At 62.9% G+C, this 11,726-nt stretch carries 11 protein-coding genes; 5 read left to right on the plus strand and 6 right to left on the minus strand.

Annotated elements, in window-relative coordinates; translation table 11 throughout:
- Positions 1–505 precede the first annotated feature (505 nt).
- The 3 genes from M5E06_RS35370 to M5E06_RS35380 all read left to right on the plus strand — a co-directional run bounded on the left by M5E06_RS35370 (position 506) and on the right by M5E06_RS35380 (position 1,976).
- Complete coding sequence (locus tag M5E06_RS35370) at positions 506–1,186, plus strand: AAA family ATPase (RefSeq protein WP_252142261.1); 681 nt, start codon at positions 506–508, stop codon at positions 1,184–1,186.
- Positions 1,183–1,506, plus strand: coding sequence for a hypothetical protein (locus M5E06_RS35375; protein ID WP_252142262.1), 324 nt, complete (start codon positions 1,183–1,185; stop codon positions 1,504–1,506). The genes M5E06_RS35370 and M5E06_RS35375 overlap by 4 nt, the downstream gene beginning before the upstream one ends.
- A 281-nt stretch (positions 1,507–1,787) precedes the next feature.
- Complete coding sequence (locus tag M5E06_RS35380; protein WP_252142263.1) at positions 1,788–1,976, plus strand: hypothetical protein; 189 nt, start codon at positions 1,788–1,790, stop codon at positions 1,974–1,976.
- A gap of 238 nt (positions 1,977–2,214) precedes the next feature.
- Here M5E06_RS35380 and M5E06_RS35385 read toward each other — a convergent pair whose 3' ends face one another.
- Positions 2,215–5,022: a TrlF family AAA-like ATPase gene (locus M5E06_RS35385; RefSeq protein WP_252142264.1), complete on the minus strand. Its 2,808-nt coding sequence runs from the start codon at positions 5,020–5,022 to the stop codon at positions 2,215–2,217.
- A gap of 329 nt (positions 5,023–5,351) precedes the next feature.
- On the opposite strand from M5E06_RS35385, the gene M5E06_RS35390 reads away from it, so the two are divergent.
- Both M5E06_RS35390 and M5E06_RS35395 read left to right on the plus strand, forming a co-directional pair.
- On the plus strand, positions 5,352–5,594 hold the full coding sequence (locus M5E06_RS35390; RefSeq protein ID WP_252142265.1) for a DUF4167 domain-containing protein: 243 nt from the start codon (positions 5,352–5,354) through the stop codon (positions 5,592–5,594).
- Between the two features lie 13 nt (positions 5,595–5,607).
- Complete coding sequence (locus tag M5E06_RS35395) at positions 5,608–5,991, plus strand: hypothetical protein (protein ID WP_252142266.1); 384 nt, start codon at positions 5,608–5,610, stop codon at positions 5,989–5,991.
- A 694-nt stretch (positions 5,992–6,685) separates the two neighbouring features.
- Here the strand turns inward: M5E06_RS35395 and M5E06_RS35400 are convergent.
- The 5 genes from M5E06_RS35400 to M5E06_RS35420 form a co-directional block, all read right to left on the minus strand.
- The gene (locus tag M5E06_RS35400) at positions 6,686–8,956 is read right to left on the minus strand and encodes a zincin-like metallopeptidase domain-containing protein (RefSeq protein ID WP_252142267.1); all 2,271 of its coding nucleotides are present in this window, start codon (positions 8,954–8,956) and stop codon (positions 6,686–6,688) included.
- A complete protein-coding gene (locus M5E06_RS35405) occupies positions 8,943–9,206 on the minus strand; it encodes a hypothetical protein (RefSeq protein ID WP_252142268.1) in 264 nt (87 codons plus the stop codon). Before M5E06_RS35405 ends, M5E06_RS35400 begins: the two co-directional genes overlap by 14 nt.
- A complete protein-coding gene (locus M5E06_RS35410) occupies positions 9,157–9,771 on the minus strand; it encodes a lytic transglycosylase domain-containing protein (protein WP_252142269.1) in 615 nt (204 codons plus the stop codon). The genes M5E06_RS35405 and M5E06_RS35410 overlap by 50 nt, the downstream gene beginning before the upstream one ends.
- Positions 9,768–10,307: a conjugative transfer signal peptidase TraF gene (gene traF / locus M5E06_RS35415; protein WP_252142270.1), complete on the minus strand. Its 540-nt coding sequence runs from the start codon at positions 10,305–10,307 to the stop codon at positions 9,768–9,770. Before traF ends, M5E06_RS35410 begins: the two co-directional genes overlap by 4 nt.
- A partial coding sequence (locus tag M5E06_RS35420) for a type IV secretory system conjugative DNA transfer family protein (RefSeq protein ID WP_252142271.1) occupies positions 10,304–11,726 on the minus strand: 1,423 nt, incomplete at its 5' end. The genes M5E06_RS35420 and traF, both read right to left, overlap by 4 nt.

Genomic DNA, 11,726 nt, shown 5'->3' on the forward strand with positions numbered 1-11,726 from the left:
GATAGGCCCTCGTCTGAGGTGATGTGGTGGACGGCCCTTTCACCAAATGCCGGTGAATGTAGATCGGTGGGGGGCGACGCCGATCGGCATAGTAACCTGCTAAGAGCATGAGAACTCTTGGGGTCCCACCTGCGTGCTGTTTCACATCCCAGATCGCGCAATGCCGAGCCGAACAAATGTCGCGATGCCCTCATGTGGAAACACTCATCTGGGCAAATGCTCGTTTGCTCTATTGACCCCTTGACTGCGAAGTAGCGCGCAGGTAGGACCCCAATGCACCTCATACTTTCGGTAGGCTACTGTGTTGCTCGGCGTCGAAACTCCATGCTGATTCACACGCTGCGAATTTGGACAGCACTTCACGCTGTGCCCGCGAAGCACATAGGAGCTGCCAAACCGCCCGTTTGAGTAAATGCCCAAATGATCTCTTGGTCTTTTAATCGCTTGGACGCTTGACCGATAGCGGGCGCTTTGGTTGAATGATAGGGGTTTCATAGGGGGCATCATGCCAGTCATCGCTCTGGCCAGTGTGAAGGGAGGAGTGGGCAAGACCTCAGCCCTGCTCTCGCTGGCATCCGACCTCGCCCTGTCCGGAAGCAGTGTGTCCGTGCTCGATGCGGATCCGAACGGTCATGCCAGCCGCATCGGTGCCAAAATGGGAAAGCGGTTGAATGCTTCGCCCTTCTCGGCCACCGGCGGCGTCACCGAAGCGAACATCCTCGCCACCATCAAGCAAGCCAGGACAGAGGTGGACTATGTTCTCGTCGATCTGCCTGGTGTGTCGAGCAAGCTGACCCTCCTCGGCCTCGCCCGCTCTGATCTGGTCATCATTCCGGTGCAGGCCTCAGAGATGGACATTCACGACGCCTTGCAGACCGTTGAGAACGTAAAGCAAGCCGCTGAGGCTGCCGACCGCACCATTGCTGCCTGCTTCCTCCTGTCTCGCTGGCCCGTGACGATCGAGAGTCGGGCCGCCAAGGAAACGCGCAAGCGCCTCACGGCCAAGGCTCCCGATGTTCCGGTTCTGCAGACGCCGCTGATGGACCGCACGGCACTGAAAGAGATGACCTTCAACGGCGCACCGCCCAGAGTGACCGATCCGGACGGCAATGCCGCCGCCAATGTCTCGTCCATCTGCCAGGAAGTGCTGGCGCTGCTCGGCGCCAAAGTGGAGCGCGCAGCATGAGCAAGAAGACTCTCCTGCCTCTCGACGATGACGATGACGACGTGCTGGCGCAACGGATCGCTGAAACGGCGACCCAACGGGGCATACCCTCGCTGACGCCAATGCCGGTCGCTCTCTCCACTGCCCATGTCGGGGCCCGCCGGCCGATCAAGATCGAAGTGTCCGATCCGCTCTTCGAGGCACTAACCGTCGCCGCCGCAAGGCAGAAAGTCACCAAACGATATCTGATCCTGTCGGCACTCCGAGATGCCGGCTATCCTGTTGAGGATACAGATTTTCAGGAGGACGGACGTCGGCTTCGCGGCTCTCGCAAATCATGATCTTTTGCACAAAAGAGCAAACGGGCTTTTGATCAGTATGCTTTCGCATCATAGGGCAATTGATCATTTGCCCCATCGCGCCAGGTCAGATGCAACTGGTCGATCCCGGGTAATGAAACGCCGACTGGGGGCAGATGCGGGAAACCATTGCCGCCTATGTCACGAGAGCAGCCGCGGAACTGCAGGCCGAGTGCTTGGCGGGGAGGCTCTGCACGTGTTGATGCACACCAGGGTGTCACTACACGAAAGGAACCGGTATCAAGGCGGGGAGGGTCGGATCTGTGATCGAGACGCAGACGCCCGGCAGCCGCAACGCCTCCTTCACCACCTTGGCCGATGAGGCTTATCTGGTGCGGTTTGCCAAGGAGCCACTCAAGAAGTGGGCCGATAAGCAGCCGGCGCATCTGCCAATCGGCGCCGAGCTCTGGCTGCGCGAAACCGAGGTCGAACTCCTCGGCGACAGGGGTTAGCGCGGCAGGGACAGGTCGAAGCCAAACCACTTGCAGGATAGAGCAGCGGTGGTGCCGGCGCGCCCGGCCGTTCGCCTCCGAACGTCCGCAAAGCGCCAGGAGCAGACGTTCAAGCGTACCAATGCATGCCGGGACGAAGCATCTCGGCATGCATGTTGAAATGGTAGCAATGAATCTCAAAAAAATGACCAGGGCCACCGATTCGGCGGCCGCAGCCACATCCTTGTCGCAGAGGGGGTCAATTACCGAATCGTCCTAAGGCGATTCGTTTGTATCGCTTTTCGAATGCCTCCGTTCCGCCTTCCATCACTCGGCAGATAGCATCCCGGATTGCTTGCGACTGAAGCGATCCCCTTTCGGCGACCACGCACTGCCCGTTCTTGAACGCCATTTCGAGAACCTTCTCCGCGTCACCGTTGACCACGATGTTGGGATTGTGGGTGACGACGATCACCTGTCGCCGTGTCTTGATCTGTCGGAGTTGCTGGACAATGAGGTCGTAGATCAGTCGGTTGTCCAGGTCGTCTTCGGGCTGATCGAGCACCAGCGGTTCCGTGCCATAGGCCAGGATGAAGGCGAGGATCGCCGCCGTCTTCTGACCCGGCGATGCCTGTTCAATCGGGTGGAAATTGCGGCCAGTTCCGTCCGCACTGTAGCTGACCTGTAGCCCGTCCTCTGGATACCATGTACGTATCCGGTCGCACTGCTCGGGTGTCAGCTTTCTAAGATGATTCATGAGCGGCTTCTTCATGCCGACAGGGATAGCCTCTCCCCGTACGGCAGCGATCAGATTTGTCTTCATCTCGTCCAGACGCGCCTCGATAGAAGCAGCAGCGGACTGGGCATCAACGGGAATGTCCTTCAATAGTCGCCCGAGGAGACCATCCTGGGGCTTCCCATCATCCTCCACTAGAATATCTTGAGCGAAGTTATCATCGTTTGCGCGGTTTATCAAAGAGCGAAATGCCCTTTCGGCAATCGAAAGCTCGGGCTGATAAGGTAAGATTTTGATTTTTACATATTGATTGTTTTCGAGAACACCATTGATGAAGCCCTGCCTTTTCTGCGTAATTTCCTGACGCAGCGCCTTGAGGCGGTCCAAGCTTCCATGCGCCTTTTTGACAATATCTAAACGGCTTTCCTCGATCTTCTCCAGTTCGAGGATGCGCTGTTCCAGTTTCTGGCGTTGTTGCACCAGGACACCGTGCTGCTCGGAATTCTCGACGCCTTCATCGCGGAGCCTTGCAACGAGAGCGTTGTACTCTTCTTCGCATTTGGCAACCCCGGCATGCCATGCCGATCCGTCCCGTCGCGTCTCCCAATCAGCACGCCTACCGGCGGTAGCCTCGGCCAATGCCTTCAAGGTTTTCGCAAGTTCCTGGACCTCGGCATGCACGCCATCCAGGAGTTCCAGGGCGCCCGCTTCGGCTTCGCTGCTCGGGTCCGAGAAGGCCGCACGCTCCACATCCGGCGGCAGGATCGCCTTATGCGCGGCAAGTACCTGCTCTTCGGCGTTCGCCCACCGCTTCCGCCATTCGTCCAGCACCCGAACCTGACGCTGCTTCGTCTGATAGCTCTTCAGCGTGTCCGCATGATGGGCACCCTCGAACACCGATAGTTTCCGAATGACATCATCCAGTTCGCCGCGAACTTTACCCAGTTGGGACGCCTGGGCGTCCAATTCCCGGCACTTAGCCATAAGAGAAAGATAGCGCTTCTCTTCCTGGTCCCACCGGGTCTGCCACTCGGCCTTATTAACGCTTTCGGCCTCGTCAATCGCCCGCAGCAAAGCATCCTGGCTTTCCGCCATGGTGAAAACCTGCTTCTGGCTGAATAGGCGGGCCGGAAAGCGGGATCGTACATCGCCTGGGACTACGGCCTCCAGCCCATCGGGCTGGACCTGGGTGATAATGGGCAAATCGTCTGCTTGGCTCCACTGTATGTAAAATTCCGCTCCGTCCTTCCGATACTTTACCTTTATAGAAGTGCTGCTTGTCAGCATTCCGCGATCCGAGCGACTACCAACCCGTTTGAAATTCATAAAGTCATCCGCGAGAGAGGACGGCACCTCGTCTTCCCGATGGAGTCCGATGCGCATCATCTCCAGGACCGTCGATTTTCCGGAGCCACGCCCTCCGACAATGGTACTTAGCCAAGGACTGAACTGCACCCGAAGTGGTTGAGGACGACCACACCGGAAGGCGTTTGCAACCTCAATGGACTCGATCATCAGTGCCGGTAGGCGGTTCTGCTCGCTCGGGTCCATGTCGCTTCGCCGAACAGAAAGCGGGGCACCGTCCAGCAGCGCCAAGCACAGCCCCTCCATGCATGGGCTTTCCATCTTTACCCAAGTGAAGTGTGAGCCCGGATATTGAGGCCCATTCGCACCATCTGGGTGATGGGAGTCCGAGCCGAGAACCTCCGGCAATCTAAGGTTAAGATCCTGGTAAATCTGAGGTTTGTCGGCAGCATGATGGGTCATTTCAATTGCAGCCAGAAGACCACACTCCAGAAGCGGCTTCAGGGTGTTTCCAGTTAGCCTAAATGCGCCCCGATCTCGATCGGCATGAGCAAGTATTGGAAGAGCCCCGGCAGCGCGAATTTCCCGGACTATATCAATGACAGACTTGTTAGCTGCAACCTCGCTGTCCCCATAGCTTCCATTGTAATCTACTTTTGTAAGTAGGCGAACAATATCCAATGAGGTGGCAGAAGGGTCGAAAATGGCCAGCACATGGGTTCCGCCGTTGGCGGTGATCTCGACGCCGGGGAACAAAGTGAGCGGTCGGTAGCCGTTCGGTGGGGTGGCAGATGCCGCCATGGTGGTCAGCGCCGCCTTCAGCCGGTCGATCCACTCTCCGCTGTTGTGGTCGCTCACCGCCACACAGTCGATGCGGTTGCGCATAAAGGCGAGCAGCCACTCCTCGGGAGTGATCTGCTTTAGGGTGTTCTGGTTCGGCCCCTTGCCGTAGTCCGAGGAGGCCGGCGTATGGGTGTGAAAGTCGAATGCCCACCAAGAGGCACCGGCAAATCCAGGGGTAAGCATCTCTCAATCTCGCGTTATAGGTGAATTTATTATATTATAATCGTATTTTTAGCGCAGATGCGAATGTCCGCTATGGGTCAGAAGCGGACGCTTGAGGGTGTCGCGAAAGGGGCGGTAAGCCCAGGCGCCGCCGGCGCTGACGGCGTTGACCAGGCTGCTGGCCACCGAGCCGGCCGGACGGCCGCGCCCTCGATGTCGGTCAGCGCGCCGGCATACGTCGGCTCCACCGCCGCACCGGAAAAATCCCGCACATCGTAGAGGAGCGCGGCGTAGACTCTGCCAGGTCAGAAGATGACCCTCCACTCTATTCAAGGAAGTCAGTAGGCCCAATGCCACCCTCCAGGCCCCGCGTACCAGTGCCGCGACCGAATTTCAGCAAGCCCCGCCCCGCCGCTGCCGCTTCGGCCGGGGTTCGACCAGCACCCGTCCGTGTGAATGGATCAGCGCTTCAGAAACAGTCTCAATGGCTCGCCCGCGCTGCCGATGCCGAAAGCACCGGAGATGGAGTGGAGGCCGAACTGTGCCGGCAGTATGCCGAACATTGGTTCCGCGTATCGCAGGGACAGGACTGAGGGAGATGACCCGGTGAGCGACATCACCTTGACGCCGCGGGAGCGGGCTCTGATCCGCAACGAATTCATGGTGCGCTTTGGGCAGGCACCGCGGCTGGAGAGCGGCATCCTGGTGAAGCGGTGGGCCACCGGGCCGAACAAGGGTCAGCCGAAGCCGGGAACGGTCATTCAGGGGATGCTGGACCGTGGGCTGTTGGAGTTGCGGGATGACGGCGGCCATTGGCTGCGGGCTCGGTTTACCGAGGCCGGCCTCGCTGCCTTACGGCACATGGCCGAGGACGCACGCGCCCTGCCACCAAGCGAATACCAGCATGTTCTGGACGAACTCGGAAGCGGCCAACGGGCAGATTACAACGACGCGTCGTCGGCCATCCCAGGTTCGCGATCTGTCGCGTAAAGGAGCGATTTTAGCGTCCGGCCGCTGCCGCGAAAAGAGCGATCCGCTCGCCGGAATACCGGCGACGATCTGGATCTGGCTGGCCGGCAAATTCCTTCAGCGTTTGATACAGGCAGGACGAGGGACTGTTCTGAGTTAGCAGATGGAGGTATTGACCAAATTGGCGCTATTCAGCATAACGCATTAGATAAATATCATTCTGAGACTATAATGAGCGACACAGAGACAGTCTTTGCCGAAGTCGTAAATGTCCGGAAAGCTCCTATCGGTGGGAAGCTTCTGGCGTTGGTTGACGTCCTCATTGTTGTTCACGGCATCGAGTTCAAGGTGCGAGGCCTCCGCGTATCACGAGAGGTCATGAATGGCAATCACGCCACATCAGTCACTTCCCCTCTTCATCGGGACATCGATGGGCAGTGGAGCCCAACCGTTACCTTTCCTGAAGAGCTTCATCAGCCGCTAACGGACATTGTGTTGGCGGCGTGCATTGAAGCCGGAGTTTGTCGCGAAGCTTAAAATTATCTATTGGTCTCATGCTCAAATGGTCATTTGGTTTTTTGCTTTTGAAAGAGGAGGCCAGGGCACCTGAGTGCTCCTGACCTCAATTGAAAAGCCCATTTCATCCGGCAGTGCCGTGAGGCGGGAGAGACCTGGCCGCCGCTGGGCACCCACCTCAGCAATCAGCAGGGCGCATTTATCGTCCAATGCTGCGTGACTTGCGGCGTTGGGCCTCCGGGTCTCCTTGGGTCAGCCGCCGGCCTTCGTCCTGGCGCTGCCCCCGCTCCTGGCCCTGCGTCTGAGGCTTGCGCGCCTGCGCCAGCTCGGCCGCCATGCGCTGCCGCTCGCCCCGCGCCAGCCCGGCTGACACCTGCTCGAACAGCACCGCTTGTCCCTGCGAGCGCGCCAGATCGTTCCAGTCGGTGCCGCGGTCCTGCGGCCGGAACGCCGGCAGCAGCACCGTCCCTCCAACCCTGGCCGCCGCGTCCTCGGCCTTCTCCCGTCCGACGTTCGGTTTGCCCTGGCGTTCCTTGACGTGGTCGTTGTCGCCGGCAATCACCAACGGCTTGTCCGGATACCGCTGGCGCAGCGCCTCGGCCACCGGCCCAAGGTTGCTGGCATTGAACGCCACCGCCACCGCCAGCCCGGTTTCCCGGTGCAACGTCGCCGCAGTGGCGTAACCCTCCGCCACCAGCACGGATGGCGAGGCCGCCGCGTCCCCGATCAGGAAGTGCCCGCCCTGGGCGCGGGCCTCCTTCTGGAAGCTCTTGCGACCCTCGGCGGTGATCGCCTGCACCGACATCACCTTGCCGTCCATGTCCCGGATCGGCACCAGCAGGTTTCCCTCGCGGTCCTGGCTCAACCCGTAGGACGGCACATCCTTGGACCGCAGATAGGGATGATCGTCCGGCGCCGGCCCGGCCTGGGCAAGCCGCGCCTCCGCGGCGTCGGCCGCCCGCTCCTGCACCAGCTCGCGCTCCTGCGCGCGGGTCTGCCGGCGCTGGGCTGCCTCGGCCGTCAGCCGGGCGCGGTCTACCGCTGTGACGGCCTGCACCCGGCCCGGTGCCTTCCAATTCCGCTCCACTCCCGTCTTGTGGTTCTTGATGTAGCCGGCCGGGTGTCCATCGGTGTGGCCGACATAGGCGCCGCTGCGCTCGCCCGGCTTGTCGCCCTCCACCTTCACCCGCCGCATCTGCCCGTCCATCTCCGGCGGCCCGTCCAGGCGCAAGCCCGCCTCGCGCAAGGCGGCGGCGAACTCGGCCCGCGGATCGCGGCCGGCGTCGACACGCAGATCGGTATGCCCCGGCCGCCATTTCTCCAGCGGCGCCAGATCGACACCGGGCGGCGCATACCACGCCTTCTGCTCGCGGTCCCACCGTGCGCCCAACCCCTTCGCCTCGTCCTTCTCCGCATAGGGCACCGCCAGATAAACCCGCTCGTCGGCCGTCTGCATCGCCACGGCCTGCGTCTCTGTGATGAGCACCGGCATCTTGACCTGTATCCCCTCGTCCTGGCCCAGCGCCGGCACCGGGGTTTGGTCGCGGCCCTGGTCCTGGCTCTGATCCTGGCTGAGCTGCTGCCCCAGCCCGTTGAGGTGCTTGACGATCTTCTCGGCGTCGACCGCCGCGCGGAAAATCTCCCGCGGGTCCTCCTGCAGGGCTTCGATCCAAGAGCCGATGTAGGCGACGTGCTGGCCGGGGTCGTGGCCGATTTCGAGCTGCTGCCCCAGCACCATCGAGGCGATTTCCGCCCGCAATTCCTCCCTGGCGTATCCCGCAGACCCGAACGGGTGCGACAGGTCGCGGTCCAGGCGCGAGCTGTGTCCGGTCCAATGTCCCTTCTCGTGGAGCGCCGTCGCATAGAAGCCGTCGGCGCTCGGAAACTGCGAGCGCTCCGGCAGCACGATGTGATCCCACACCGGGCTGTAGAAGGCGCGGTTGCCGCCTTCATGGAGGATCTTCGGATCGCCGGCCGACAGCAGCCGCTCCGCCTGCTCGTGCCGCTGCCACTCCGGCAGCGCCGGCTTCGCCTCGGCCGCCGGCAGCCCGTCGATCTGCGCCGCGTTGAACACCACGGCGGAGAGGACGCGGGGCCGCTCATAGCGCACCATCTGCTTGAGCGGCTGGCCGTCCTCGCCGGTCACCGGCTTGCCGTCCTGCCCCAGCACCGGCTCCAGGCCCTGCCATTTCCAATACTGGACGCGGGTGCCCTTCTCACCCTTGCGCACCTGGGCGCCCGTGTCCTGGGCTTGGTTGTAGGTCATCCAGCGCGGATCACCGTAGCCCCTGGCCTGCCCCACCGCCATCAGCCACAAGGTGTTGGCGCCGCGATAGTCGTTGCCGGTGGTGGGGTTGTAGGGCAGATGCCGCTCGCCCGGCTTCCACGGCTTGATCCAGGGGGCCGTCCCCTCCTTGAGCTGGCCGATGATGGTGTCGGCAACGGTCTGGACAAACTCACTCGACGCCATGGCCGTGGCCCTCCGGCGCGTCGCCTAAGTCGGCGTTCGACTCCCAAGCGTCGGCCTCGGTCAGCGCAGTTTCCTCGAACGCGCCCAGCGCCTCGGCCTCGTCGGGATCGACTTCGACCACCACCCCTGGCGTGCCGAAGTCCGACAGGCTGGTGGAGAGGATCGCGTCCTGCTGGATGCGGGTCGGCGCCTGCTCGGCGTCATTGGCCGCCGGGGGCAGTGCCCCGGTCGGAAAGCCGTTGTTGGACATTGGTCGTCCTCCGGTAAGCCGTGGTGTCAGCGTGATAGGGATCGGCCGGCGCCGCCTCGGGCGCCGGCTGGGGGAGGGGTTGGCGCGGCACTGCCGCGTCACCCGAAGCAGCGCCGGCCGCAAAGGTCACACCCGCGCCGTAATAGCGGGCGACATAGCCGTTGCGGAACCCGCGCTCGAAACTGCCGGTGTTGTAGGCGCTGAGCGCTGCCTTCAACGCCTCCTGGCCGGGGCCGTGGCGCTCGACCGCCCGTCCATAGTTGGCGGTGAGGATCGCCGCCCCGGCTTTCAGGTTGGTGCAGGGGTCGAACATCTGCTCGACCGTGTAGCCGAGCTTCGACAGGTTGGCCGAGTTCACCTGCATGAGTCCGAGATCCACCGTGTAGCCGGCGGCCATTGCCGAGCTGGCAAGCTTCACCGCGTCGGCCACGTCGATGGCCGGCCGCGCCAGCGAGGCACTGTTGATGTTGATCGCCAGAGGATTCCCCCCGCTCTCCACCCGGATGATCTCTTGCACGGTCTGCGGCGCCACGTCCGGCGCACAGGCAAGAATGAGGTCGATCATGACGCCCCCTGCACAAGGATGGGACGCGCGGTGCCCTGGATGCTCTCCAGCGGCAGCGCCCCGAAATAGCGGCTGTCGAAGGACGCGGGGTGATGGGAAGACACCACCCACACGGTGCCGGCCTCGACCCGGTAGCGGCCGGGCGCCAGCACCGGCATCGGCCGGCCGGCGCCGTCTGCGGCAAGCGGCCGGCTGTTCACCAGCAGCACGCCGTTCACCCGCACCCCTTCGGCCGTCAGCTCCACCTCGTCGCCGGCCTGGGCGACGATGGGCTTGAACAGCGGTTGGTAGCCGCCGGGGCAGGACCCCGCCGGCACATAGCCGCGCTCGCGCGCCAGCCGGAATGGTTCGCTGTCGGGCGGACACAGCTCGACCACCACACCCGGCGTCACCGCGCCGGCCGCATCGACCCGCCACAGCCCGACCGGCAGGGAAGGCGTGGAGTTGATCCGCCAGCCGGCCGTGCCGGCGGCAGTGGTCGCCACCGTGGTCAGGATCGCGGCGCACCACACCCCCACGGCAAAGCGCCGGCTCACAGCACAAACGCCTTGCCCGGCGCCTTGCCCGGCTTTGGGCCGCGCAGACGATCGGTTGGTGGAGCTGGAACCTTGGCCCGGTCGGTGAAGACCGGATCGCGGAAATAGAGGCTCTGCGTGCCATAGACCGGGGCATGGCCGGCGGTGAACACCAGCACGTCGCCCGGTTCGCTGATCCGGCCGGCCTCGTCCTTCACCGGGGCTTTCAGCCGCATCACCTCGTCGGGCGTCAGCAGCGGCCGGCTCACCTCGTGAAAGGAGCGCGTCACGTTCTGCAGGACAGCGCCGAAGCGCGACCCGCTGGTGGAGATATCCTCTTTCACAATCGTGGTGGTGCCGGTCATCTTCGACAGCCACTCGGCCGTCTCGACCTTGTTCGGCGCGTAGGCCACCCGGACATGGCAACTGGACAGAATGCTCTCGTCCTTGCCGTAGAGGCTCCAGAGCTGCGCCACGTCCTGAACGATCACATACGCCTTGATGCCGTAGCCGGTGATGAAGGACAGCGCCTCTTGGAAGACCTCCAGCTTGCCGAAGCTGGCGAACTCGTCCAGCAGCAGCAGCAGCCGGTGTTTGTGAAGCGCCTGCTCCCGGCCGTTGACAAAGGTCATTTCGTCGCGCACCAGCACCCTGACGATCTGGTTGATGACCAGCCGCATCAGCGGTTTCAGGCGATCCTTGTCGGCGGGACGGACAACCAGGTAGAGTGACACCGGCCGCTCATGGTCCATCAGGTCACTGACCATGAAATCGCTGCGCCCGGTGTTCTGCTCCACCAACGGATCGCGGTAGAGGCTGAGGAAACGCCGGGCGGTGGAGAGGATCGAGGCACGTTCCTCATCCTCGGTGTTCAGCATGTCGCGGGCCGCCGCCGCCACCACTGGATGCGCCACCGCCTCGCCGGTCTCCGCCTTCCACAGATGCCGGTTCTCCAGCATTTCGACATAGAGATCCATCACCGGCCGATCGGGATCGGACAGGGCCTGCGCCACCGCCGGCAGGGTGACGGCCCGCCCGTCCTTGGCTTCCTTGTAGCTGAGATGGAGGACGACCCCGGTCAGCAGCGCATGCGCCGATGCCGCCCAATGGTCCAACTGCCCGGTGCCCTGGGGATCGACCATGATGGTGACGACGTTCTGCACGTCGCCCACCTCGTAGAGCGTACCGAAGCGGATTTCCGCCAGCGGGTTGAAGGCAACGCTGCCCTCGGCCGCCGCCGGATCGAACTTCATCACCACTTGGCCCTGCGCCTTGCGCCAGCCCGCCGACATCGCCCACAGCTCGCCCTTCATGTCGTGCGCCACGACGCTGTGCGGCCAGGACAGCAGGGTGGGGACCACCAGCCCGACGCCCTTGCCGCTTCGTGGCGGGGCGATGGCGGCGATGTGCTCCGGCCCGTTGTGCCGGAGGTAATGCAGC

This window comes from Azospirillum sp. A1-3 (genome assembly GCF_023806445.1).
In the GTDB taxonomy this organism is placed as follows: Bacteria; Pseudomonadota; Alphaproteobacteria; order Azospirillales; family Azospirillaceae; genus Azospirillum.

What these genes read in the sequence shown, in the direction of transcription:
- M5E06_RS35400 (WP_252142267.1), bottom strand. Translation starts at nt 8,956, where the DNA reads ATGGCGTCGAGTGAGTTTGTCCAGACCGTTGCCGACACCATCATCGGC.
- M5E06_RS35370 (WP_252142261.1), top strand. Translation starts at nt 506, where the DNA reads ATGCCAGTCATCGCTCTGGCCAGTGTGAAGGGAGGAGTGGGCAAGACC.
- M5E06_RS35385 (WP_252142264.1), bottom strand. Translation starts at nt 5,022, where the DNA reads ATGCTTACCCCTGGATTTGCCGGTGCCTCTTGGTGGGCATTCGACTTT.
- M5E06_RS35375 (WP_252142262.1), top strand. Translation starts at nt 1,183, where the DNA reads ATGAGCAAGAAGACTCTCCTGCCTCTCGACGATGACGATGACGACGTG.
- M5E06_RS35405 (WP_252142268.1), bottom strand. Translation starts at nt 9,206, where the DNA reads ATGTCCAACAACGGCTTTCCGACCGGGGCACTGCCCCCGGCGGCCAAT.
- M5E06_RS35390 (WP_252142265.1), top strand. Translation starts at nt 5,352, where the DNA reads ATGCCACCCTCCAGGCCCCGCGTACCAGTGCCGCGACCGAATTTCAGC.
- M5E06_RS35410 (WP_252142269.1), bottom strand. Translation starts at nt 9,771, where the DNA reads ATGATCGACCTCATTCTTGCCTGTGCGCCGGACGTGGCGCCGCAGACC.